The 24,627-nt window shown below is 60.0% G+C and carries 22 protein-coding genes; 9 read left to right on the top strand and 13 right to left on the bottom strand.

The window, feature by feature from the left end; translation table 11 throughout:
• Positions 1 to 3: 3 nt before the first annotated feature.
• Complete coding sequence (gene hrpA / locus AC3RLQ_RS17200) at positions 4 to 3,813, bottom strand: ATP-dependent RNA helicase HrpA (protein ID WP_493029906.1); 3,810 nt, start codon at positions 3,811 to 3,813, stop codon at positions 4 to 6.
• Here hrpA and AC3RLQ_RS17205 point away from each other — a divergent pair.
• Positions 3,795 to 4,529, top strand: a complete 735-nt coding sequence (locus AC3RLQ_RS17205) for a DUF1003 domain-containing protein (RefSeq protein ID WP_493029907.1) — start codon at positions 3,795 to 3,797, stop codon at positions 4,527 to 4,529. The genes hrpA and AC3RLQ_RS17205 overlap by 19 nt on opposite strands.
• A gap of 1 nt (position 4,530) precedes the next feature.
• Here the strand turns inward: AC3RLQ_RS17205 and AC3RLQ_RS17210 are convergent, their stop codons facing one another.
• A complete protein-coding gene (locus AC3RLQ_RS17210; RefSeq protein WP_493029908.1) occupies positions 4,531 to 4,959 on the bottom strand; it encodes a hypothetical protein in 429 nt (142 codons plus the stop codon).
• A 59-nt stretch (positions 4,960 to 5,018) separates the two neighbouring features.
• A complete protein-coding gene (locus tag AC3RLQ_RS17215; RefSeq protein WP_493029909.1) occupies positions 5,019 to 5,495 on the bottom strand; it encodes a cupin domain-containing protein in 477 nt (158 codons plus the stop codon).
• 132 nt (positions 5,496 to 5,627) lie between these two features.
• Between AC3RLQ_RS17215 and AC3RLQ_RS17220 the strand changes: the two genes are divergently transcribed.
• The 4 genes from AC3RLQ_RS17220 (at position 5,628) to sufD (ending at position 9,942) form a co-directional block, all read left to right on the top strand.
• Entirely contained in the window at positions 5,628 to 6,086 is a 459-nt protein-coding gene (locus AC3RLQ_RS17220; protein ID WP_461526555.1) for a Fur family transcriptional regulator, read from the top strand.
• Positions 6,087 to 6,116: 30 nt separating this feature from the next.
• Positions 6,117 to 6,875 (top strand): Fe-S cluster assembly ATPase SufC, encoded by a 759-nt coding sequence (sufC, locus tag AC3RLQ_RS17225; protein WP_493029910.1) that lies wholly within the window; start codon positions 6,117 to 6,119, stop codon positions 6,873 to 6,875.
• Positions 6,876 to 6,905: 30 nt separating this feature from the next.
• Positions 6,906 to 8,324: a Fe-S cluster assembly protein SufB gene (gene sufB, locus AC3RLQ_RS17230; RefSeq protein WP_395733896.1), complete on the top strand. Its 1,419-nt coding sequence runs from the start codon at positions 6,906 to 6,908 to the stop codon at positions 8,322 to 8,324.
• A 262-nt stretch (positions 8,325 to 8,586) separates the two neighbouring features.
• On the top strand, positions 8,587 to 9,942 hold the full coding sequence (gene sufD, locus AC3RLQ_RS17235; RefSeq protein WP_493029911.1) for a Fe-S cluster assembly protein SufD: 1,356 nt from the start codon (positions 8,587 to 8,589) through the stop codon (positions 9,940 to 9,942).
• Between the two features lie 19 nt (positions 9,943 to 9,961).
• Here the strand turns inward: sufD and AC3RLQ_RS17240 are convergent, their stop codons facing one another.
• The 6 genes from AC3RLQ_RS17240 to AC3RLQ_RS17265 form a co-directional block, all read right to left on the bottom strand.
• Complete coding sequence (locus AC3RLQ_RS17240) at positions 9,962 to 10,546, bottom strand: 3'-5' exonuclease (protein ID WP_493029912.1); 585 nt, start codon at positions 10,544 to 10,546, stop codon at positions 9,962 to 9,964.
• Positions 10,547 to 10,615: 69 nt separating this feature from the next.
• The gene (alr, locus tag AC3RLQ_RS17245; protein ID WP_493029913.1) at positions 10,616 to 11,725 is read right to left on the bottom strand and encodes an alanine racemase; all 1,110 of its coding nucleotides are present in this window, start codon (positions 11,723 to 11,725) and stop codon (positions 10,616 to 10,618) included.
• Between the two features lie 15 nt (positions 11,726 to 11,740).
• Positions 11,741 to 12,316 carry a DUF1802 family protein gene (locus tag AC3RLQ_RS17250; RefSeq protein ID WP_493029914.1) on the bottom strand — a complete coding sequence of 192 codons (576 nt, stop codon included), beginning with the start codon at positions 12,314 to 12,316 and terminating at the stop codon, positions 11,741 to 11,743.
• Positions 12,317 to 12,408: 92 nt separating this feature from the next.
• Positions 12,409 to 13,704, bottom strand: coding sequence for a phosphatase PAP2 family protein (locus tag AC3RLQ_RS17255; protein WP_493029915.1), 1,296 nt, complete (start codon positions 13,702 to 13,704; stop codon positions 12,409 to 12,411).
• A gap of 49 nt (positions 13,705 to 13,753) precedes the next feature.
• Complete coding sequence (locus AC3RLQ_RS17260) at positions 13,754 to 15,499, bottom strand: bifunctional alpha/beta hydrolase/class I SAM-dependent methyltransferase (RefSeq protein ID WP_493029916.1); 1,746 nt, start codon at positions 15,497 to 15,499, stop codon at positions 13,754 to 13,756.
• A 7-nt stretch (positions 15,500 to 15,506) separates the two neighbouring features.
• On the bottom strand, positions 15,507 to 16,097 hold the full coding sequence (locus AC3RLQ_RS17265) for a CDP-alcohol phosphatidyltransferase family protein (protein ID WP_493029917.1): 591 nt from the start codon (positions 16,095 to 16,097) through the stop codon (positions 15,507 to 15,509).
• Positions 16,098 to 16,292: 195 nt separating this feature from the next.
• Between AC3RLQ_RS17265 and AC3RLQ_RS17270 the strand changes: the two genes are divergently transcribed.
• Genes AC3RLQ_RS17270 through AC3RLQ_RS17280 form a run of 3 tightly spaced genes read left to right on the top strand, consistent with a single transcriptional unit; the run spans position 16,293 to position 18,783 of the window.
• On the top strand, positions 16,293 to 17,690 hold the full coding sequence (locus tag AC3RLQ_RS17270) for a DUF1501 domain-containing protein (protein ID WP_493029918.1): 1,398 nt from the start codon (positions 16,293 to 16,295) through the stop codon (positions 17,688 to 17,690).
• Positions 17,687 to 18,202, top strand: a complete 516-nt coding sequence (locus AC3RLQ_RS17275) for a hypothetical protein (protein WP_493029919.1) — start codon at positions 17,687 to 17,689, stop codon at positions 18,200 to 18,202. Before AC3RLQ_RS17270 ends, AC3RLQ_RS17275 begins: the two co-directional genes overlap by 4 nt.
• Positions 18,202 to 18,783: a methyltransferase domain-containing protein gene (locus AC3RLQ_RS17280; protein ID WP_493029920.1), complete on the top strand. Its 582-nt coding sequence runs from the start codon at positions 18,202 to 18,204 to the stop codon at positions 18,781 to 18,783. The genes AC3RLQ_RS17275 and AC3RLQ_RS17280 overlap by 1 nt, the downstream gene beginning before the upstream one ends.
• Here the strand turns inward: AC3RLQ_RS17280 and AC3RLQ_RS17285 are convergent.
• The 4 genes from AC3RLQ_RS17285 to AC3RLQ_RS17300 all read right to left on the bottom strand — a co-directional run bounded on the left by AC3RLQ_RS17285 (position 18,770) and on the right by AC3RLQ_RS17300 (position 23,360).
• Positions 18,770 to 20,185, bottom strand: a complete 1,416-nt coding sequence (locus tag AC3RLQ_RS17285) for a neutral/alkaline non-lysosomal ceramidase N-terminal domain-containing protein (protein WP_493029921.1) — start codon at positions 20,183 to 20,185, stop codon at positions 18,770 to 18,772. The two genes, AC3RLQ_RS17280 and AC3RLQ_RS17285, sit on opposite strands and share 14 nt — an antisense overlap.
• A gap of 64 nt (positions 20,186 to 20,249) precedes the next feature.
• On the bottom strand, positions 20,250 to 21,050 hold the full coding sequence (gene tpiA / locus AC3RLQ_RS17290; RefSeq protein ID WP_493029922.1) for a triose-phosphate isomerase: 801 nt from the start codon (positions 21,048 to 21,050) through the stop codon (positions 20,250 to 20,252).
• A 38-nt stretch (positions 21,051 to 21,088) separates the two neighbouring features.
• Positions 21,089 to 22,303: a phosphoglycerate kinase gene (locus tag AC3RLQ_RS17295; RefSeq protein WP_493029923.1), complete on the bottom strand. Its 1,215-nt coding sequence runs from the start codon at positions 22,301 to 22,303 to the stop codon at positions 21,089 to 21,091.
• A gap of 127 nt (positions 22,304 to 22,430) precedes the next feature.
• Positions 22,431 to 23,360: a LysR family transcriptional regulator gene (locus tag AC3RLQ_RS17300; protein WP_493029924.1), complete on the bottom strand. Its 930-nt coding sequence runs from the start codon at positions 23,358 to 23,360 to the stop codon at positions 22,431 to 22,433.
• A gap of 123 nt (positions 23,361 to 23,483) precedes the next feature.
• Between AC3RLQ_RS17300 and AC3RLQ_RS17305 the strand changes: the two genes are divergently transcribed.
• Positions 23,484 to 24,626 (top strand): efflux RND transporter periplasmic adaptor subunit, encoded by a 1,143-nt coding sequence (locus tag AC3RLQ_RS17305; RefSeq protein WP_493029925.1) that lies wholly within the window; start codon positions 23,484 to 23,486, stop codon positions 24,624 to 24,626.
• Position 24,627: the final 1 nt, after the last annotated feature.

A 24,627-nucleotide genomic window follows, 5' to 3' on the forward strand; every position in this document is an offset into this window, starting at 1 on the left:
ACGCTACACCCACATGGCCTGCAGACGCTTTACGCTTACAGGCTGGGCGGTGCCGAGCTCCTGGGCGAAGACTTGGACGCGGTATTCTTCCATCATCCAGCGGAAGGTTTCGTGCTGGGATTTGGGAACATGGGACTCCCAGCCGTCGAAGTCGGCGATGAGGTTGTATTTCTCGATGTCCTTGGCGGGATTGGCGAGGCAGCGCTCGTTGCGGATCTGGATGGCTTTTAAATAACGCGGGAGATGCTGAAGCTGCTCGTGCGGTGTGGTGGCGAGGAGATCGGCAGGAATGAGGCGGGCGAGATCCTGTTCGAGGCCGGGGTAGCGCTTGGGCTGTGCGAGGAGTTTGGCGCGCAGGTCGTGGATCTGGGTGAAGAGAGTTTTGACGCGATGGGTGACGGTGGGGAGATCGCGGCGGACGGTTTCGCAAAGTTTGAAGAAGCGCTCTTCGGTGAGCGGGAAGGTTGGCTGCAAGCGCAGCATGTAGGCGAGAATGTGCTCGTGGGCCTGCTGGGAGAGATTTGATGCGGGTGCGGAAGCGGGAGCGTTGAGCTGGGTGAGGGCGGCCTGAAAGCTGGCGGGCTGCTGCGGTTTGGCAGTGGCGCCGCCGATGCTGCGGAGTTCTTTGGGGAGCCAGGCGAGATCTTTGCTCAAAGTGTTCTCGGCGAGCTGGCGAACGGCGGCGGGGGTGGTGCGTGCGGCTTCGGCGGAGGTGCGGAAGAGGCGGACGTCGATCTCTCCCTCGCGCAAGACGAGGCCGAGGTAACCGAGGATGGGAGTGCCGTTGAGTTCTTCGACGACGATGGTTTCAGGGAGATCGCCGAAGGACCAGGATTTGAGCGCGAAGCGTTCGACACGTGGCAGCAGCTTGTCCCAGGCATCAGAGCGCAGGTCCTGCTTCTGCATGCTGCCGCGGATGGTGTCGAGATCGCGGCTGGCGGCGATGACGGTGTTCTTCTTGGGATCGAGCACTTCGACGCGCGGCTGCAAATGCGCGGGCAGGCTTTGCGGCGGCCAGTCTTCGGCACGCACCTGGATGCGATAGCGGCGTGTGATGAAATCGGCAAGAGCGTCCAGGAAGGCTTCGCGGCCGGGATCAAATTCGGCGGCGATTTCGCGGGCCTTGGGATCGATGGGCATCAACTGGCGGCGAATCACCTTGGGCAAAGCGCGCAGCATGACGTTGGCGAGTTCTTCGCGAATGCCGGGGACCATCCATTGGATCTGGCCGCTGGTGAGATGACCGGCTAGCTGAGCGGGTACGCGCACGGTGACGCCGTCGTTTTCTTCGCCGGGCTGGTAGTTGTAGGTGAGAGGGAGCGCGGTGTTGCCGAGGGCTACCTGATCCGGGAACATCTGCAGGTCGGCCTCGAACTCTTCACCGGCGGTGAGTTCCTGCTCGGTGGCGCAGAGGAAGTTTGGCTGCTCGTCGATGCGCTCTTTGACGAAGCGGTTGAGGTCGTGAATGGACGAGACGTTTTTGATGCGCGCGTCATAGAAATTGAATAGGCGCTCCTCGATGGCGTAGACGCGATTGCTGCGCACGCGGGTGAGCATCGTTTCGATCTTCTGGCGCAGCTTGTTGTTGTGCGCGTAGAAGCGCAGGGTGATGGGCACCTCCTGGCTGTCGATGAGTGCGGCGCGGATGAACATCTGCGTGGCGGCGACGGCATCCACCTTGAGGAAGTCGATGTGCTGGCGCTTCACCTCCAGTCCGTGAATGAGGACGCGCTGCGTGACGAGCACGCGCCCGGCTTTGAGATTCCAATGCGGCTCGCTGTATTTGAACTGGCAGAGATGCGCACCGAGTTCGGCGATCCAGTTGGGATCTACCTTGGCGAGGGTTCGCGCAAAGAGCTGCGAGGTCTGGACGATCTCACCGGCGACGATCCACGGCGGCTGGCGGCCTTTGTCCTGACCGGGCTTGCCCTTGCCGTTTTTCTCACGGCGTTCGTAGAGATTGGAGCCGGGGAAGACGGAGACTTCGCGATTGCCCGCAGCCTTATAGAGATTGCGCTCCTCCTTCATCGCAACGTGGCCAAGCTGCGCGGCGAGGATGCTGCGATGGATGGCGTCGTCGGTCGCGGGTGGCGTTTGCTGACGCAGATCGTCGCTGAAGGAATCGCAGAGCTGCTTCCAGACATCGCGCCATTCCTGCATGCGGGTGAAGGAGAGGAAGTTTGTTTTGCAGAACTTTCTCAGCGCATTGCGCGAACCGCCCGAAGCTTCGGGGGTGGCGTTCCAGATCTTGAGCAGCGTGATGAAATCGGACTCAGGTGCGGCGAAGGCTTTGTGCGCTGCATTGGCGAGTTCGCGTTTTTCTTCGGGGCGTTCGCGGGGGTCGGGAATGCTGAGGCCGGCGGCGATGATGAGAAGTTCAGGCAGGGCTTTTTCAGTGCGGGCCTGCAACAGCATGCGGCCCAGGGTGGGATCCAGCGGCAGGCGGGCGAGTTCACGGCCGAGGGGCGTGAGCTCGTGCGTTTCACTGAGTGAACCGAGTTCGTGCAGCAAATCGTAACCTGCGCGGATGGAAGCGCTGACGGGCGGATTGATGAAGGGGAAGTCTTCGATCTCGCCGAGCTTGTAGGCCTTCATGCGCAGGATGACCTCGGCGAGGTTCGCACGCTGAATCTCCGGCATGGTGAAGCGATCACGCTTCTCGAAATCCTCCTGTGAGTAGAGGCGGATGCAGATGCCGTCCTGCACACGGCCCGCACGGCCCGCACGCTGATTAGCGCTGCTTTGCGACACGGCTTCGACGGGCAGGCGCTTGGTGCGTGTGCGTGGATTGTAGTGGCTGATGCGTGCGAGGCCGGTATCCACCACGTAGCGGATGCGCGGAATGGTGATGGATGTTTCGGCGACGTTGGTGGCGATGACAACGCGACGTTTTCGGCCGGGCTGGAAGATGCGCTGCTGCTCGGCCGAGGCCATGCGGCCAAAGAGGGCGAGCACTTCAAAGCCGGAACCCAGGCGGCCATCGAGAAGATCGCGTGTTTCGCGGATGTCACGCTCGGTGGGCATGAAGACGAGGACGTCACCGTCGTCGGTTTCGATGAGGGCGTTTTCGACGGCAGCGGCGGCACCGTCGATAAAGCCGAAGTCGTCTTCACCTCCCGAGAGCGGCGCGTAGCGAATATCCACGGGGAACATGCGCCCTGAGACTTCGATGATGGGCGCGCCACCAAAGGCGGCGGAGAAGGCCTCCGTGTCGATGGTGGCGGAGGTGACGAGCAGCTTGAGGTCGGGGCGCTTTTTGAGCAGGCCCACGAGGTAGCCGAGAAGGAAGTCGATGTTCAGGGAACGTTCGTGCGCTTCGTCGAGAATGAGCACGGAGTAGTTTCGCAGCATGGGATCGCTCTGGATCTCGGCCAGCAGGATGCCGTCCGTCATGAACTTGATGCGGGTGTCGCGGCTGGTGTCGTCGCTGAAGCGCATCTTGCAGCCGACTTCGCGGCCCCAGGGAACATTGAGTTCTTCGGCGACGCGTTTGGACACGCTCATGGCAGCGACACGCCGCGGCTGAGTACAGCCGATCTGGCCGCGCACATCGTGCAGGGCTTCGAGGCACATCTTGGGAAGCTGCGTTGTTTTGCCTGAGCCTGTTTCGCCCGCGAGGATCACCACCTGATTTTGGCGAATGGCCGCGACGATCTCGTCACGGCGGGCCGTGATGGGCAGGTCTGGAGGATAACTGATGTGCGGCATGGAGCGAAAACGGGCGAGGAGAGTAGGCGGAAAATGGCAGATGACGAATTCCGAATGACGAATGCTGCGCAGATGTATTGTCAGACATGGAGTCCACCCGTCCAAAAACCGCCCAGCAAGGCGTGTGTGCCGTCACCGGCAAGTCACAGCCAATCACCAAGCTTTTCGTCCTGCGGGAGCTGCGCCCCAACATTGCGCATACCCTGCGCGTCCGTCACCCAGAACTGGCCGACGACTCCCGGGTGAGCCTGGATACCGTGAACGCGGCGCGGCTGGAATACATGCGCGATTTGCTGGAAACCCAGGTGGGTGATCTGACGAAACTGGATGAGGAGGTGGTGGAAAGCCTGCACAAACATGAGGTGCTGAGCGAACGCCCGCTTTCCGAGACGGAGGAGGTGCAGCAACTCACCTTTGGCCAGCGGCTGGCGGACAAGATCGCCGACTTCGGCGGGAGCTGGACGTTCATCATCTCGTTTTGCCTTTTTCTGGCCCTGTGGATTGTCATCAATGCCGGGGTGCTGCTGAAGCAGCCCTTTGACCCGTATCCATTCATCCTGCTGAACCTCATGCTGTCGTTTCTGGCCTCGCTGCAGGCACCGGTGATCATGATGAGCCAGAACCGGCAGGAGGCGCGCGACCGCCAGCACGCGGAGGGCGACTACAAAATCAATCTGAAGGCCGAGCTCGAAATCCGCCATCTGCACGAAAAGATGGACTACCTGCTGCATCAGCACGCGACCAAGCTGATGGAGGTGCAGCAGATCCAGCTCGACCTGCTGCGCGAGCTGGCGCACGGGCGCGGCAAGCCGCACGTGTGATTCAGATCGAGCGTGGCAGCGGCCCCACAGGAATGAGTTTCACGTTTTGCGCAGGCAGTTTGGCACCCGCTTTGATCCAGTCGCGGAGGATCTGCACGTCCTTCTTGGCAATGGCATGGCCGCTGGGCGGCATGGCCCCGGGGATTTCATCAGGAAAGATGACAACCTGGAAGAAGCGGCTGGACTGCGGTTTGCCGGGGACAATCCAATGTGAACCGATGAGCTTCGACAAAGCATGCGTGTCGTTGATCGGCGGCATCGTGGAGAGGCGGTTGTCGCCGTGGCAGTGCACGCATTGATGTTCGAGGACGGTGAGAGCGGGCCCCCAGTTTCCAGACCCGGCGCTCGCGGTCGCAGATTTTTCTTCCCAGACAGGCTGTGTGCAGGAGGCAATCAGAACGAGGCAGGCTGAGAGCAGAAGTCGTTTCATGATTCAGCATGCCAGCATTTCCGGATCTTCACACCGCAAATGCTTGTGCGGGAATTGGCCTACTCCTCGCCTTTGAAATACTCCACTTCCTGCATTTCGAAGGCTTTCCGGTGCGGTTTGGTCATCCATTTGCCGGAGTCGGGGTAGTGGATTACATCTGCCTGCGGTTGGTCGGCAATGACGAAAAAGGTGAGGTCTTCGGAGCCGTAATTGATGAGCTGATGGGCCTCTCCGGGAGGAAAGACGAGGTAGTCGCCTGCCTTGATGTCTTCCTGCCCCTTGGGGGTGCGCACCGCACCGATGCCGCTGAGGATGTAGTAGGCCTCCCACTGGGCAGTGTGCTCATGGAAGGGAAAATTGATCTTTCCCGCTGGAATTCGCTGGATTTCGAGATCGAAAGGATGACCGCCAGCCCAGGTGCCGATGTCCTTCTGCCCGCCTGCGGCGATGGAGAGCGACTTGCGGGCGAGGCCGTACTTGCCTTGAGGGGAGTTTTGCTGGGTCCAGGGGAGGTCTTCGGCATTGGTGCGGGTCATATGGGCAGGTTGTAGCACGCAACGGGCGTTTTGGCGTGCTTTGGAGCAAAGAATTTTCAGCAAAACCGGCATCCCCACTTGCCAAACGGGCGTTTCCAATACAGTTAGAATCATTCTAATTCTAAATTCGTCATGCCCCCCTCCCCCTCACGCACTCCTGCCAAACCTACCGGTCTGGACTGCCGCCTTGCCGTGCTGGGTTCGGATGTCCGCCTGACGCCACACCGGCGTGAGGTGTTCGAAGTCCTGGCCTCCTCCACGGACCATCCCACGGCCTACGACATCCTCGACCGGGTGAAAAGCCGCAGCCCCGGCATGTCCTTGGCCACGGTTTACAACTGTCTGGAGCACCTGACCACCGCAGGGCTCATCAAGCTCGTCCATCTGGAGCGCGGTCAGTCCCGCTACTGTGCGAACCTGCACGAGCACATCCATTTCCATTGCGAGACCTGCGGCAAGGTCATTGACGCGCATCCCACCACCGACTTCGACCCCGCCAAGTTCTGGAACCTCCCTGCCGGCACCAAGATCGCCCGCACGGATCTGGCCATCCACGGCACCTGCTCCAAGTGCGCTGAGGCGAAGTCCTGAACTCCAACCCCTGCCCCCAACACCCTTTCCATGTCCCTCGAAATAAAAGCCCTCCACGCCCAGATCCCCGGCCGCGAAATCCTCAAAGGCCTGAACCTCACGATCAAACCCGGTGAAGTCCATGCCATCATGGGCCCGAACGGCTCTGGAAAGAGCACCCTGAGCAAGGTCCTCTGCGGCCACGACGACTACGAAGTCACCAGCGGCGAAGTCCTTTTGGATGGCGAGAACATTCTCGACATGGCCGTTGATGCCCGCAGCCGCGCCGGTCTTTTCCTTGCATTCCAATATCCGCACGAAATCCCCGGCGTCAGCAACGCCAATTTCCTCCGTGCCGCGCTGAAGGCCCGCCTGCCAAAGGGTGAGGACATCGATGCGGTGAGGTTCTACAAGCAGCTCTACGCCCGCATGGACCAGCTGGAAATGGACCGCAGCTTCACCAGCCGCAGCGTCAATGAAGGCTTCTCCGGCGGTGAAAAGAAGCGCAACGAGATCCTCCAGCTCATGATGCTGGAGCCCAAGTACGCCATTCTCGACGAAACCGACTCCGGCCTGGACATCGACGCGCTCAAGATCGTTTCCCGTGGCGTGAACGCCATGCGCAGCGAGAACCGCGGCTTCCTCGTCATCACTCATTACCAGCGCCTGCTGAACTACATCCAACCCGACATCGTCCACGTCCTCAAAGACGGCCGCATCGTGAAGACCGGCGGCAAGGAGCTCTCCCTTGAGCTCGAAGAGCGTGGCTATGACTGGGTGACTGATGAGTCACTGGCTACTGCAGCTTAAGCGCACTGAAACCCGCCAAACTTTAACATTATGGTCACCGCCCCAGACAACGACATCTCCGACATCAAGGTCGACAGCGTCGGCGATTTCACTTTCCCCGAGCGCAACAAGTACGACTCCGGCTTCGGCATCACCGAGAAGACCGTCGATTTCATCGCCGATGTGAAGAATGATCCCGACTGGATTCGGGAGTTTCGGCACAAGGCGCTCAAGGTCTTCCAAGACAAGCCGATGCCGACGCATTGGGCCACCAAGGATCTGGAAAACATCAAGTTCGACGAATTCCGCTACTACCTCAGCGACGGCCAGAAGCCGAAACGCTCCTGGGACGATGTGCCTGAGGACGTGAAAAAGACCTTTGATCGCCTGGGCATTCCCGAGCAGGAACGCAAGTTCCTCGCGGGTGTGGAAGCGCAGTACGACTCCGAAGCCGCTTATTCGAACATCAAGGCTGCCGTCGAAGAGCAGGGCGTCATCTTTGTGAACAGCACCGAAGGGCTGCACAAACACCCCGAGATCTTCCGGAAGTGGTTTGGCAAGGTGATCCCGACGGGCGACAACAAATTCTCCGCGCTCAACAGCGCCGTGTTCTCCGGCGGTTCGTTCATCTACGTGCCGCCCGGCGTGAAGGTGAAGCACCCGCTACAGGCGTACTTCCGCATCAACAGCGAGCAGTTTGGCCAGTTTGAGCGCACGCTCATCATCGCCGACGAAGGCGCTGAAGTGATGTACATGGAAGGCTGCACTGCGCCGAAGTTTGAAACCGCCACACTGCACAGCGCGGTGGTGGAGCTTGTCGCCATGAAGGGCGCCAAGATCCAGTACGTGACCGTGCAGAACTGGAGCAGCAATGTCTTCAACCTCGTGACGAAGCGCGGCATCGCGCATGAAGACGCGGAAGTGCGCTGGATCGATTGCAACATTGGCAGTCGCCTCACCATGAAGTACCCTGGCGTCATCATGAAGGGCAAGCGCGCCCGTGGCGAAGTCATCAGCATCGCTCTGGCAAACAGCGGCCAGCATCAAGACACCGGAGCCAAGATGGTCCACGCCGCCGATGACACGACGAGCAACGTCATCTCCAAGTCCATCTCCATCGGTCAGGGCCGCAGCACGTATCGCGGTCTGGTTCACATCCCAAAGCACCTCAAGGGCTGCAAGAACAACACGGAGTGCGATGCGCTGCTGATCAACAGCAACAGCCACACGGACACCTACCCCGCCATCAGCGTGCGGGGCAACCAGCACTCAACGCAGCATGAGGCGAGCGTCAGCCAGGTGAGCGCGGATCAGATTTTCTACCTCATGCAGCGCGGCCTCACCGAGGCTGAAGCCATGAGCTTGTCTGTGAACGGCTTCATCAATGACCTCGTGAAGGAATTCCCGATGGAATACAGCGTGGAATTGAAGCGCCTCATCGACCTCGAAATGGAAGGCAGCGTGGGCTAGCGCCAGCATGACGAAATAAAAATGACGAACAACGAACATCAACGAATCCCAGCTGCGGGATGCCCGACTTTGTCACGGTACTCTGGAGTATTCCATCCTGCCGGACCTTTCCGCATGCCTGTGATCGCCCGAAAGCGCCGGAGGGCCGGCGCACTCCGAAACGCTGTCGCGGCTTTTATCACACCCGCGCGGTTGGCTTCGTTGTGTTCCAAAGATGCCGCCCGCCATTAACCACTGACTTTTCACCTCTCACTTCCCTTCGATGTCTGCCACGCTCCTCGCTCCCACATCCCCCTCCATGCCCGCCGAAGCCACTCCTGATCAGCCCGCTCCTTCCGGCCTCGAAATCACCGTGCCTGTGCGCGATGAAAAATCCGCCCCCGGCTGGTTCCTTGCACGCTCCGAAGCAGCCTGGGCTGAATTCCAGACGCTGCCGATGCCCGGCATCAAGGACGAGAACTGGCGCTACTCCAGCTCGAAGAAAATTGAGCTCGCCGATCACACGCCAGCCAACGCACCCACGGCGGCGAACACCGCTGCTGCTCTCGCGGCCACGGAAGGACTGAAGGAACGTGCCGCACGCTTTGTGTTCGTGAACGACGTGCTCGTCGAGTCTGATACGGCCAATCTGCCTACCGGTGTGGTTTGCGTGACCTTTGCGGATGCGCTGCGGGATCACAGCGAGGTGCTGAAGGAGCACTTCATGCAGCGTGAGATGACGCTGGGGTCGGCGAAGTTTGCGGCCCTGCACCTCGCGCACGTGAAAGCAGGTGCAGTCATCATTGTGCCGAAAAATGTAGCGATTGAGAAGCCGGTCGAAATTTTCCATTGGGTGGTCGGCGATCATGCCGCCATCTTCCCGCACACGCTTATCGTCACCGGTGACAATGCCGAGGTCAGCGTGGTCGATCATTACCGCAGCCTCGAAGGTGAAGGCGGACTCAGCATCGCCATCGCCGATCTCGTCGGTGGTCGTGGCAGCAAGATCACCTATGCCGCCTGCCAGGAGCTGGCGGATGATGCGCAGGCGCTGCATCTTTCCAGCATCGTGGCCGGACGTGATTCCGCCATCAAGAGCTTCCAGGTGCAGCTGGGCGCGAGTTTCAGCCGCAGCGAAAGCGTGAGCGATCTCATCGGCGAAGGCTCCCGCAGCGACATGCTCAGCGTCTCCCTGCCCATCGGCGAGCAGGTCGTGGATCAGCGCACACTGCAGAATCACAAGGCTCCGCACGCGAGCAGCGACCTGCTGTACAAGAACGCCCTCTACGGCAAATCGCGCAGCATTTTCAGCGGTCTCATCACCGTGGATGAAGGCGCGCATTACACCGACGCCTACCAGACCTGCCGCAACCTGCTGAACAGCAACGAAGCCGAGGCGACGAGCCTGCCCGGACTCGAAATCAGCGCCGACCAGGTCAAGTGCAGCCATGGTGCCACCAGCGGCCCCATCAGCGACGAGGAGCTCTTTTATCTCAAAGCCCGCGGCATCAGCGACAGCGAAAGCCGCAAGCTCATCATCGAAGGCTTCCTGGCCGGTGTCATCGAACGCTTTGGCAATGGCGAACTGCTCGACACCCTGGTGGCCCGCATCGACGAGAAGCTGGAGCGCGCGGTCTGATTCACGTTCCTGCGCTGCCTCAAACGCGATCCAGCGCAGGGATCACCCCGACTGAAAGATCCACCGGGCAGTTGGTCACGCTCGTCGTGAGACGCTCCCACATGTACTGCACGGCCTGGGCCAGCAGTTGCACGTCCACGCGAGCATCATGGCGCTTCACGCCTTTGCTGGACACGCCTACGCGGCCCAGAACCGCGTCCAAACCATGGCCACCTTTGCCGCCCCAGATTTTGCGGGAGAAATCACGTGAATCGAGGGCGCTCGTTTCGCGCACCGGAATGCCGTGGCGTTTGCAGTTCTCCGCGATGAAACGCATGTCAAAACGAATGCCATTGTGGGCGATGAGCGTCGCATCATGACCGACGAAGCGGGAGAACTCCATCAGCACATCCACGGGATGGGGAGCGTCCGCGACCTGCGCCTGGGTGATTCCGGTCAACTTCGTGATGAAGGACGGAATGCGATTTTCCGGCCGCACATAGCTATCGAAGTATTCCCCCTCGTTCCATTTGCCGTTCTTCACCTTCATGGCTGCGATCTGGATGATCTCGTGCTGGGAAGGTAACAGGCCGGTGGTTTCGAGGTCGAAGATGATGAGGTTCATGAATGCGGGCGGAACACGCTGTCGCATCCCAGCCCTTCGTTGCGGCCATAGCAGGCTGATTGCAAGGCATTAAACGTACACCCGAGGCACGCGGGAGTTGATATTGGTCAGCACTTCATAGGGAATGGTGCCCGCCCAATCCGCCACGTCCTGAGCGGATATGCCATCACCAATGAGAGTCACGGCGTCGCCATTGTAGGCGGTGCCCCACTCCAGATTGACCATGAACTGATCCATGCACACACGGCCGGCAATCGGGTGGCGCTGACCGCGAATGACCACTTGTCCGCGATTGGACAGCGCCCGAAAATAACCATCGCCATAGCCGACGGGCACGGTGACGACGCGCACCGGGTGATCGCTCTGCCAGGTACCACCGTAACTGACGGAACTGCCGGGCTGCACGACTTTGAAATACACCACCTGAGACTTCCAGCTCAGCGCCGGCTGCAACGTGACGGTATGCGGCACCTCCTTTGAAGGATAGACGCCATAGAGCATGATGCCCGGACGGACGAGGTCGAGGTGGCTCTCTGGAAGCTGCAGGATGCCGCCGGAATTGGCGATGTGGCGCTGGGGGGGCTGCAGTCCGCGCTTTGGATAAAACTCCAGCACTTCAAGAAAGCGTGCGAGCTGCTCCTTGGCTGAGGCGAGGTCAGCGGCGTCTGAATTGGCAAAATGCGAGTAAATGCCGGCGACCTCCACATTCGTGAAGCTTAAACTGGCCTCCAGAAGCTTCTCCGCGTTGTACCAATGCACGCCGATGCGCTCCATGCCGGTGTCGATCTTCAGATGCACGCGCGCCTTCGTTTTCACTGCTGCGGCGGCTTCATCAATCTGGCGCAGTTTGTCGATGGAGGACGCTGCCATCATCAAATCATGCGCGATGAAATGGGGGATCTGCCGCGTGGCTACACCGCCAAAGACGAGAATGGGCAGCGTGATGCCGGCCTGACGCAGCACGATGGCTTCTTCCAGCAGCGCCACGCCCAGGCAGGGCGCGCCATGATTCATCAAGTGCCGCGCCACCTCGACGATGCCATGGCCGTAGGCATTCGCCTTCACCACGGGCATGACGGACGCCGTGCCCACATGCGCACGGATGGCGTCGTAGTTCTGCGCAATGGCACCGAGGCTGACCTCGACGTGGGCTGGGCGGATGGCGTCGGTTGGATTCAAGTGGGGCACACTCGACTAGCCCATGATCGCTTTCAACTTCGCTGACACTTCGGCAAAGGCTTCGTCGCTCAGCGCCGGGGTGGCGGCTGCGGCCAGAGGCAGGCCCTCTTCAGGCAGGGTGATCCAGGAGCGGCAGCCGCCGTAGCTCTTCGCATAGGGGAAGTGCCAGTTTTGCGGAAGCTTGTAGGCACGGACGAGAGCGACATGCAGGCAGGTCTCATCGTCATAGATGAAGCGATCCTTTACCACATCCTCGTTCCAGATGTGCAGAGGCGCCAGCGCGGCCACTTTGTCCCAGTCCGTGACTTTCCAGACCTGCTCCAGCGTGGCGCAGCCGTCGATGTCGACGGTGGTGCGTTCCTCTTCGGGCGGGAAGTCGCGCTGGGTGTTTTCGGGCACCCAGCTGAGTTTTTCGGCCTGATTGTGGAACCAGGTTGGGAAGAGGAAGAACTGCCGGTGCTTCCACTCAAAGCCGCCGCGGCCTTCGTGGATGCCGCCTTTGCGCAAAATGATGCTGAGCCGGCCCTGCGCGAGGGCATCACAGACGAAGGACCATTCTTTAAATCCGGTGGGGGTGGTGAAATCAGGCATGATAGAGGGTTACGTAAGCGGAGCAGCGGCGAGAGCAAGCAGGAGCAAAAAACGAAGTCTGAATGACAAATGACGAGGTCATACTTCGGTCATCAGATAACCACATCTGGCTCCAGTTCCCGCACGCGCTGCACCGCCACTGCCAGGTCCACTGCTTCCCCGCTCTCCACCACCCAGTGGGCAGCGATCAGCGCCGATCTTTGCAAGCCCAGCTGGCAATGCACAAACACGCGCCTCCCCAGCGCCCGCTGCTCACGGATAAAACCCAGGGCGGCCTCAATCTGCTCGAGCTTCAGTGGAACCAGATCCAGCAGCGGAAGGTTCACATAAAACGCCCGCTCTCGAAATGCCGTCGGTGCATTCGTTTCCGCCGTCAGATCCAGCACCGCTAGATCACCCCGCCCTTCCGCCCTTACCATCGCCTCCGCCTCCTTGCCCGTCACCCGCCGTCCAAAGCACACCCCCGGCGTCACCTCACACCAGCCCGGCTTCCGCTTCAGCCACCTCTTCTGCACCCAGCCCCGCACCAGCAGGATCGGCAGCAGACACCATTCGGCGGAGGGAGACAGGGTGCCGTTCTCCTTGCCCAAAAGACGCGACAGCCCGGTGGCATACGCCAGCGCCACGATTCCGCACGCCACCGCTGGCCACACAAAGCCGATCCACGCGAACCCCAGCGCCCCGAACACCATCGCGCCCGCTCCATAACGCACCGCATATTTCTTCGAGGGATTCCGCGTCCCCATCTGCCTCGGGTCAGGGATCAGGGCCGCCACCACCCAGCCCATGATAAATCCGCCCGCCACATCAATGAGGTGATGCTGCCACACCAGCAGCGTGGAAAGACCGATCAGGATGAACCACACCTTCACCGCCGTGCGCAGGTGTCCTGTGAGACGAGCCCCATAAAACACCCACACAATCGACCGCAGACTGATGTGCAGCGATGGAGCCAGATTGTAGGGCAGGTCATTGAAATACAGCGCGTGGAAAAACGGCGCCGTCCATCCGCTCGGCTCCGGCCTCGGCAGCCCCAGCTTCAGCGGAAACAGCAGGAAAAACACCCCGCTGAGAATCGTCACCGCCATCAGGCGCTTCGTCAGCAGATTCAGCTCCGTCTTGCTTCCGCATAGAAAAAACGCCCCGCAGAAAAAGAAGTCCAACGACCAGTAGGGCACCACCAGTTCCTTGACGAACGGGATGCTCCGCTCCCATTCAAACATCATCGTCGGCACATCCCCCCGCGTGTGCGTGAACAGGTTGCAGCCGCTGTACACAATCACAAACGTCGCCCCCGCCAGCGCGAGCCGCCACATCGCCGGCCATGCAAGTCCAGCTTCACGCGGGGTTCGGTTCGGCAGGTTTTGCATCAGCATGATTGCAGCCATTGATATGATTTCATAGCGCGCAGATTTTTTCCCGGTCCTGGCTTCTCCATCACGCACCGCTCTTCGGTTTCCTCGCCAAACTCACCGTGAAGATACCGAAGTCATTCACCCACTGCTTCTCTTTCTTGAAGCCTGCAGCCTCCACCAGCGCATCCATCTCCCCCTGCGGACGTCGGCGCATGACCCAGAACTGCCCATCCCGATTCGTCAGCGTCCGCGCGATCATCTCCACCTGCGGATGCCATGGCTGCCCCGTGTAGATCAGCCAGCCACCATCATTCACCGCCTTGAAGAGGCCGCGCAAAGAGCGCTGCAGCTTTTCGTTCTCTGGAAACAGCTCGTAAAGACCTGACACCACCGCCACCGATGGCTTCGGTTCCACACTCGCCAGCGAGTTCTCATCAAAGGCATCGCCCTTCAGATGCGTGATCCGCTCCTGCAGTCCCTTCTCGCGCGCCGTCGCACGGCCTGCATCCAGCGCTGACTCGCTCCAGTCCCGGCACAGCACCTTTAGATCAAAGCCAAATTCCTGGTCCTCCAGCGCATCCAGCAGATAACGCCCAGCGCCCCCTGCGATGTCCATGAGCTGCAGCGGCATGCCGGACTCACGCACTTGTTTGAGCGCATGCTTCAGTGCCTGGTTCATGCACGCCCGCCGCTGGCGGATGCCACGCCAGCCGATCGCATCCAGATAACCACGGTCAATGAGCTTGCCAATGCCCAGTCCACCGTTCGCCTTGTTCTTGTACACATAGTCGAGGGATTCCCCTGAATCGAACCCCGTCGCATGGCCGATGCGGATCCCCTCGCTCAGCTTGCCCAGCGTGCCCAGGCCGATGCGCTGAATCAAAAACGACAGCCCGCGCAGGGAGGGAGAGGGCAGCGGTTTCTTCAGCATCGCAAATTCCGCGTTCGTCACCGGATGGGACAAGTCGGCCTCCAGCCGGGGTGGCGTGAAGTTCGCAATGCAGCGCTCTGCAAAACGCTTGATAGCCCCACACACCTCATCCCGGCACACATCGTGGAAGATCGCATGTCGCGCGCCCTTTAACGTCAGGTGGGTCTTCTGGTCGCTGCCATAGTTCTCGTACAACTGGTCTGCCGCCTCACGTTTCACCACCTTGTCAGCTCCGGCGGAGAACATCAGCAGCGGCCGGTCCATCACCTCCGCATCACTGATCACACGCTTCGCGGTGTCGAAGAGGTCCACCAGAATCTTTGCCGAGATGTCCTTCGAAATGAGAGTGTCCGCATCATACACCGCCGCCGCTCCTGCGTCTCGAGTCAGCCATGATCCACGCACGTAGCTTTTGATCGTCGCATCCGCCTTCAACTTCTGCAGCAGCCGGATGCCGGTCAATGCACCGGCCACAATCAGATTCACCTCCAGCGCGGGCGTCGCCAAAACCAGGCCAGCAATCCGTGGCGCGAAATCATGCACCCATGCCGCCCCCACCACACCGCCCACGCTGTGCGCCACCACCACCGTCCGCTCCAGCACCAGCCCATGCGTCTTCTGCAGGTGATGAAAAAACGAGTCCAGATCCCGCACATACTCCATGAATCCCGCAGCATGCCCGCGCCTTCCAGGTGACTGTCCATGCCCACGCGCCTCCCACGCATAGATCGCTGTGTCCGGCATCACCAGATGCGGCACCACCGTGTCCCACCGGTCAGCATGCTCATGCCCGCGGTGCAGCAGCACCAGCGCCTTTGAAGCCCCCGCCACGTTCCACGTCTTATAGTGCAGCACCAGCCCGTCATCCGTCGTGAATTGCAGTCGTTCAGAGTTCATGCGTCGCTCATCCTTTCGGGTTTTTTTGGTTCAAGGCCTTTGCGAGATGCGCCGTGCGCCGCCAGCAAGTGATCACGATGCCAGCGTTCACAATCACAAGACACCACAGCATAAGCGGCGGTGCTTTCACATTCATAATATCGATAGTCATCATCGATAGGCAGCCTACCGTCACGGCAAACATGCGGTGTGGCTTCGCCATCGGCCCGCAGAAATCATGCCTCCCGCCCCTCAAGCTCGCACCCAGCGCGCGGATGTAAGCTGTTAGGATAGCACCGCCCATCGCCGCCCAGCCCAGCGCGATGCCCCAGTCTGTGCCCACCGCATATCCGAGTGGCACCAAGATAAACGCATCATCAATCCGGTCGGGAATCTCATTGAACAGATCCCCCGTCACGGACTTCAGGCCGCCCTCCACCGCCAGCAGCCCGTCCATCATGTTGCAGAAAAGCCGCAGCTGAATCCCCGCCGCTGCCACGAGCCACCATGCCCACGCATGCGCGCTCTGCGGCACCATCAACGCCGCTCCACCGGCCACCGCTGCACACACGATGCCCAGCAGCGAGACCCCATTGGGCGTCAGCCCCGCCTTCAGCATCCATCGCGAGAAAAACCCCGCCCACGCCGTCGTGCGTGACTTAAGCGGACGCCGAGCGGCAGAGTCATCGATCATGGTACTCATGCAACAGCACGCCACGAGCCCCCGCAAGTGCCCGATTGATGTTGTCCTACTGTCTGCCGCATAAACCCACCACTCCCGCACGTATAGTCGTAGCAAGCCAGTTCTCCAGACATGTCCTTCCTTACCAATCCCACCGGTGCCTGCACCCGCATCAGCCGCCGCCAGCTGCTTTCTGCTGGTGGGTTGGGGATGTTTGGGCTGACGATGCCGCGATTCCTGCAAGGTGCGGAGAACCAGGGGATCGAGAAACTCGTGGCACGCGCCAAGTCGGTGATTTTTTGCTTTCAGTGGGGCGGGCCGAGCCATCTGGAGACTTTTGACATGAAGCCCGATGCGCCTGAGGGCATCCGGGGTTTCCATAAGCCGATCAAATCGAGCGCCGATGGCATCTGGGTCTCTGAGAAGCTGCCGAAGACGGCGAAGGTGATGGACAAGGTGACGCTGGTGCGGTCCGTGCATCACACGATGAAGAATCACAACAGCGCGGGCTATTACGCGCTGAGCGGCCATGCGCCGCCGAGTGATGACCAGCGTCTGAAAGATTCGCCGGATCTATTTCCGGCCTATTCGTCCGTGGTGGACAAGATCGCTCCGCTCAAGGGCGAAATCCCGACCGCGGCCACTTTCCCTTACATCGTGAGCGATGGCTCCCTGACGCCTGGGCAACGGGCGAGCTTTCTAGGCAAGGAGCATGATCCGTTCATCGTGCTGCGTGATCCGAGTGCGCCGGGCTTTGCGCTGCCCGAACTGAGCCTGCCCAGCGGGGTGAGCTTTGAGCGATTGAACGCACGGCGTGAGCTGCAAAAGCTGGTCGATTCCCAGACGCGGCTGCTGGATTACTCCGCCGAGGCACGGGGCATCGAAAGCTACTATGACAAGGCCTTGTCGATGCTGCACAGCGAGAAGCTGCGTGCCGCTTTTGATCTCACCAAGGAGCCGGACAAAGTGCGCGATGGCTACGGGCGGTCGCCTTATGGCCAGAGTTTGCTGCTGGCGCGGCGTTTGGTGGAGGCAGGGGTGAAATTTGTGACGGTGAATTTTTCCCAGGGTATCGGCGGGCAGAGCACCACCGAGGGCGGGTGGGACACGCATGGCTTCAATGACACGCGCATGTTCCCAATCATCGAGAAATACCATATGCCCATCACGGAGCAGACACTTCCGACGTTTTTGACCGATCTCGATGAGCGCGGCCTGCTGGATGAGACGCTGGTGGTATGGGTGGGTGAGTTTGGCCGCACGCCGAAGATCAACAAGAACGTCTCCCGCGATCACTGGCCGCAATGCTACACCGCCCTCCTGGCAGGCGGTGGCGTGAAGCGCGGCTATGTGCATGGCGCGTCTGACAAAAATGGAGAGCATCCTGCGGACAAACCCGTGAAGCCGGATGATCTGGCCGCCACGATGTATCACCTGCTGGGCATTCAGCCGGACACGGAGGTTCGTGACGTGGTCAACCGCCCCGTGCCCATCAGCTACGGCAAAGTCATCCAGGAAATCATCGCATGAAGACACTGCTCGCCACACTCTGCCTGCTGGTTGCCACCAGCCTGTCTGCCAAGGATCTTGGCACGAATCCAGTCTTCAAAAACTACATCGGCACCTGGAAGGCTGCGGGCGAACTGAAGGGCGAGAACAATGTCCTCGACATCAAGGAGGAATGGACCGGCGCTGCGGAAGGCGACAATTCCTTTGTGGTCAAAGGGACGCGCACGATCAATGGCGACACGCAGCCATTCCAATGGACGATCACTTACAACGAAGGTGCGGACAGCTACGAGGCCATTCTGTTCGGAGCGGAAGGTTCGCAGACTATCCGGTTTGAAGGCCATGTGTCGGAGGTCAATCTCACGTTTGAACTCAAGGCCGTCACAGGCAGCGGCGAAAGCAGCATCACCATCAACGAAGCATTCGCAGGCGATGCCAAAGATGTCATCGAAAGCAAAGTCACCTTTACGGGAGACACCGGACAGACCACCCTGCAAGGCGTGATCAAGCACCAGAAAGAAAAACTACCGTAGTGAACATCACCGACTGGAATCAGGCCTATCAAGATAACTTCACGCCATGGGACAAAGGTCTGCCATCACCACCGCTGGTGGAATGGGTGGCCAAAAACCAGATCTCAGGTAGGGTGCTCGTGCCTGGCTGCGGTGTAGGCCACGATGTGGCGCATCTGGTGTCATGCGGCATCGACGCCTATGGACTCGACATCGCGCCTGCTGCCGTAGCACGCGCCAAGGAGCGCTACCCTGATCTGGCGGAGCGCTTTGTGTGCGCGGATCTGTTTGAGTTCCGTGGCCAGTATGACGCCATCGTGGAGCACACCTGCCTGTGTGCCCTGCCGCCGGAATGGCGCACGAAGTATCGGGATGCGGTGGTTTCCTTGTTAAAACCGAGCGGACTGCTGGTGGGGGTGTTCTTCATCAATCCTGAAATGGATCCTGGGGAAACTGGGCCTCCCTTCGGCATTTCGCCGGATGAACTCACCACCTTGTTTGCTGAGCGCTTTCATGTCGTGGAAAGTCATGTGCCTGCGGTGGCCTATCCGGGACGCGAAGGCCGCGAAAATCTAAGCGTGCTGCGGCTTACTTCGGCTTGATCTCGCCAGACAAGGGTGCCGCAGGATGCTGCAGGCGCCGGGTGATGAAATCCTGCGGAACGAGCTGTTTCACAGTGCCCGCAATGATGTTCTCAATGCCAGAGCCAAAACGAGTCGGACGGCCATAGTAGATCATTGCTCCGGCACCTTCGTAGCCGCCTTCCTCCCAGACCCGCTGAGAGGGAATGTAGCAGGGCACGTCATTGGTGTAGCTGTTGACCCAGGTGCGGGCGGGATCGAATTCGTTCTTGAAGCGCAGGCTGTAATCCACAACCACCTCGCCGGGCAGATTGATGGTGAGCAGGTCGTTGCCGTAATTCCAGACCTGGACGGTATAAGGGAGAGCAGGGGAAATTTTCTCACCGCGTTCGAGCATGGCGAGATGCTGCCGGGCATGATAGGCCGTCCATTTGTTGGGGTCAGCGGCTTTGGCCCGCCACTCTTCCACCGTAGGCAGCTTGTCGAACGGCAGCATCACCTCCCGCTGGGCACAGTTGAGCGGGCCGTTCAAAGACTGCATGGGGCCGTTGATAAGACGCACGATTTCTTTGGCAATGCTGACACCGTGATTCATGGCGAAACGGCTTTCCTTGCGTGGGTAAGGGTTCTGGTCTGCACCACAGCCAATGGCGATCAGGCAGACAGAGCCAGGGAAGCGCAATTCAAGCTCTTCATGCGCCAGCCCCGCCCAATCGCCATGAATTTCGTCAATACCGAGCGTCGTGCAGTGACAGGCGTAGCTGGCATGTGTGGCGATGAGCTTTTTCCCATCGGCAGATCTGACGCATAGGACTGGCAGGGCACGATCGCTCGGCCCGCTGAAATTTTGGGCATTCTGGAACCCGGCGTCTGTTTTCAACCTGCGGTTGAAGGCGAAATAGGCCCTGCCCACACTCCATTCGAGCTTGGCGGGCACCATTTTGTCCAAGGCCTGACTTATGATGCTGACGATGTGAGAGGTCAGATCCTCGGTATAGCGATCAATGTGCTTTGCCTGATCTGCAGCCAGATCTTCGCCGAAGAGAAAAGGCAGCACCCCCTTGAGCATCGGCGCACAATGAGTGTGCGTTGAATGCAGGGCGAAGCGCTCGTCAGCAATGATCCTGCCACCGGTGGCAAGCCGTTTGAGCACCTCGCCACGGACAGACGCGGGCACACCGCAGTTATCGACACTGACAATGACCGCAGGTGCATCATCCTTCCACTGCAGTGCGAGAGCATTGGCATGGAGCCGCTGCGCCACCTTGGCAGTCTCTGCCGTGCGGCTGCCATAACCACTCAAACGAACCGGATAGTCAGGCGTGATGTCGACATCCACGGCACCCGCCTTCCAAGGCGGTGCGGTTTGTGCCAGCAACGGCACCTGGAGGAGCAAGAATATCGGGAGGATGATTCGTCGCATTTGTTCGATTATGAACAAATGCGACGAATGCTTACAAGACTAAACCTAAATATAGCAAAAAATGCTACGCGTTGGCATTCGCATAATCGATAGCAGCACGACAGATTTCCCAGAAGCTGCCGGGCTCCATGCTGGCTCCGCCGACGAGGGCACCGTCCACATCCTTCTGGCTGATCAGCTCGGCCATGTTGCTAGGCTTCACACTGCCACCGTATTGAATGCGGATTTTGGCGGCCACGTCGTCCCCAAACAGTTCGCCGAGCACCTGACGCGTGTAAGCGTGGGCTTCCTGCGCCTGCTCGGGGCTGGCGGTGCGACCGGTGCCGATGGCCCAGACGGGTTCGTAAGCGATGACGCAGTCGGTGATGCGACGCGGTCCCACGTCCGCAAGGGATTCACGCAGCTGGCTGCCAAGCACCTGTTCGATCTGCCCATTGTCACGCTCAGCGAGTGTTTCGCCGATGCAAAGAATGGGATGGATGCGGGCTTCGAGGGCCGCAAGCACCTTGGCGTTCACGATGGCGTTGGTTTCCCCGTAGAGGCTGCGACGCTCGCTGTGTCCGAGGATGACGTGCTTGCAGCCGCATTCCTTGATCATGCGTGCGCTGATCTCCCCGGTGAAAGCACCTGCTGGCTGGGCGCTCATGTTTTGAGCGGCCAGTTCAACGCTCTGCTCACGTGCGTTAATGAGCACGTCCTGCGCTTTGGCCAGGCTGACGAAAGGCGGAGCCACGACGATTTGCACTGGAATTTTGTCCGGCACAAGACGGGCGAAGGCACGGAGGAAGTCATCCGTCTCCTGCGGTGTCATGTGCATTTTCCAGTTGGCGGCGATGATGGGTTTGCGGAAGGGAACGAAAGCCATGGGGATGTTTAATAAAGGGGTTGGTAGCTGAGGGGCGATTATTTGTCTTTCAAGCAGGCAACGCCGGGAAGGACTTTGCCTTCGAGGAGCTCGAGGGAGGCACCGCCGCCGGTGGAAATGAAGGTCATTTTGTCGCCGAGCTTGGCTTTCTTGACGGCTTTCACGCTGTCGCCACCGCCGATGATGGTCTTGGCGCTGGAATTGGCCGCGACTGCCTCAGCGACGTCAAAGGTGCCCTTGGAGCTTTCCTTGATCTCAAACACGCCCATCGGGCCGTTCCAGATGACGGTTTTGGCCTTGGCGATCTCGTCGGAGAAGAGTTTCACGGACTCAGGTCCGATATCGACGCCTTCCCAGCCGTCAGGGATGCTTTCACCTGCAGCTGTGAATTTGATGTTGCCGAGCTTCTTCGTGTCGAAGTCAAAGGAATCGGTGATCATCGCATCCACAGGGATGAGGATTTTCACACCGCGCTCCTTGGCCTTGTCGAGGGCGGCCTGTGCGATCGGCTCCCACTCGGGCTTGTAGAGGCTTTTGCCAATGGTGATGCCCTGGACGATTTTGCGGAAGGTGTAGGCCATGCCGCCGCCGATGATGATGGTGTCAGCCTTTTCAAGCAGGCGGTTGATGACGCCAATCTTGTCGTTCACCTTGGCGCCGCCGAGGATCACCACGAAGGGGCGCTCAGGGTTTTCGAGTTCGTCGTGCAGCCAGGTCAGTTCCTTCTCCATCAGGAGACCGGAAACGGCAGGCAGGTAATCAGCGATGCCTGCGGTGGAGCTGTGCGCACGGTGAGCGGAGCCGAAGGCGTCATTCACGAAGATTTCGGCGAGGTCCGCCATGCCTTTGGCCAGTGTGGCGTCATTCTTTTCTTCACCGGCATGGAAGCGGGTGTTTTCGAGCAGGAGCACGTCACCGTTGCCGAGGGCGAGCGCCTTGGCCTTCGCCTCTTCACCGACGCAGTCACTGGCGAAAGCAACCGGCTTGCCGATCAGGGCGCTCAGCGCTGGAGCCACGGGGGCGAGGCTCTGCTTGGGATCACGCTGGCCTTTCGGACGGCCCAGGTGGCTGGCGAGGATGATTTTGGCGCCTTTTTCGATCAGGAACTTGATGGTTGGAAGTGTCTCCTGAATGCGGGTGGCGTCGGTAATGACCATCTGGCCGTCTTTCTCATCGAGGGGCACGTTGAAATCGACGCGCACAAAAACGCGTTTTCCGGCGAGGTCGAGGTCACGAATGGTCTGCTTGGGCATGGTGTTTTTTGATGGGGGTAAACGGGCCGCAAGGCGGCATGGGGCCGGATTCCTAGCACAGAGCGTGCTCGTTGCGCATGGATTTTTTTGGAGGGCCGGGGGCGTTTTCCAAAAATAGGGTCAGAACCTACCGCTCATTCAAATCCAGCCGGTGGATTTCGAGCGGAAGCTCCTGCTCAAGGAATTCGATGAGGCTTTTCACCCGCTGCGGCAGGTGTTCGTGCGCGGCATGGGCGATTTGCAGATCGAGGGGGGCCAGATGCCAGTCGGGCAGCAGCTGCACCAGCCTTCCGGCATTGATGTCACGCGCCGCCATCCACTCCGGCAGAATCGTAAATCCGGCCCCTTCAATGGCGGCCTCACGCAAAGCGGTGACGGTGTCCAGCAGCATGGCGGGAGCGAGCTTGAGCTTTTTGACCTGCTTGGCCCGCTCCAGATCGACCCGGTCCCGTGAATAAAAGTGCGGCTGCAAAATCCCCAGCCAAGGCAGATGGTTCAGATCATCCGGACGGGCGGGCAGAGGGTGGTTTTTCAACAACGACGGTGCCGCAATGAGACGCCGGTTGAGCTGGGCGATCTTTCGGATGGCCACACGGCGGTCGGTGGGCGCACCGACCATGATGCCACAATCAAAGCCCTCTTTGATGAACTTGGTCGGACGATTGATCAGATGAAGTTCCGTGGTGACGTCAGGATGCAGCTTTTTAAACCGTGACAGAACGCGGGAGACGATCCACTGGCCCACATCGACCACGGAAACCATGCGCAGATGGCCGCGCAGGGAAAGACGTTCAGAACGCAGGCGGCTGCCCATGCGATCCGCCAGAGTGAGCAGCTCACGCGCGTCCGACAGCACGATCATTCCGGCCGTGGTGAGGCTCATCGTGTGGGTGTCACGGCGGATGAGCGGTGCACCCATCTGGGCCTCCAAAGCCGCCAGGTGCCTGCTGAGCGTGGGCTGGGCCATGCCGAGAACTTTGGCGGCCCGGGAGATGCTTCCCGTGTCGGCTATCTGCACAAATTCACGGACATGCTGGAGATCATTGAGGTTGGTCATTCATTTAGTGTATAAGCGATATGTCACTTATGCACTATTTTAGAGGCCTCATCGTACGTAAGTCTGACCATGCAATGCGCTTCGTTTTACCTGATTCCCCATATTCTCACCTGGCGGAATGCCATGGCTGGCCTGCTCGTGATGAGCTGCCTGACCTCCTGCAAACGCGGTGCCCAGGGCCCTGGCGGAGCTCAGCAGACTCCCACCCCCGAAGTCACCGTAGCCAAACCCATCGCCAAACGGCTCATGGACTGGGACGAATTCACCGGGAGGCTGACTGCGCGTGAGCGCGTGGAGATCCACTCGCGCGTCTCAGGCTACATCACCCAGGTCAGCTTCAAAGAAGGTACGGAGGTCAAGGCGGGAGACCTGCTGTTTACCATCGATCCACGCCCTTATGAGGCCATCGTCGAACGTGCCGAGGCCATGCTCGCCCAAGCCAAAACGACGGCTGAACTCGCCGGAGTCGAAGCCAAAAACGCCACGGCATTGCGTCAAGGGCAGGCGATCTCCGTGGAGGAATCGGAACGCCGCCTGAAAAGCGCCACGGGGGAGCTGGCCGGTGTCCGTGCGGCGGAGGCGGCCCTACGCGCCGCCAAGCTTGATCTCGAGTTCACCCAGATCCGCGCCCCTATCAGCGGACGCATCAGTGATGCGCGTGTGACCGAAGGGAATCTTGTGAGCGGCGGCACCCAAAACACCACGCTGCTGACCACCATTGTAGAGCTTGATCCCATTTACTGTGAGATCGAAGCCGACGAGCGTTCGGTGCTGAAATACCGACAGATGCACAAGCAGGGCGAGCGTGTGAGCGCGATGTTCGAACGGATCCCCGCCGAGATGTCACTCATCAACGAAGAAGGCTGGCCCCACAAAGGCCAGGTCGATTTCGTGGACAATCAGCTCAATCCCGCCACCGGCACCATTCGTGCCCGTGCCGTGTTTCCGAACACCGACCGTCTGATGGCGCCCGGCTTCTTCGCCAAGGTGCGCATTCCCGGCAGCGGTGAATATGACGGCGTGCTCATTCGTGATTCCGCCGTGGGCGATGATCAGGGCAGCAGCTTCGTCTGGGTGCTCGATGCAGAAGACAAAGCCGTCTATCGCCCCATCACTCTTGGCCCCCTGCTCGATGGACTGCGTGTGGTGCGCAGCGGCCTGAAGGCGGACGATCGCGTGGTCGTGCTCGGCCTCATGAGCGTGCGCAATGGCGGCAAAGTGAAGGCGACACCGACGGACATGCTGCCAGTGGCGGCCACCAAGTAAC

The organism is Prosthecobacter sp. GW821-HT29F12, assembly GCF_058803405.1.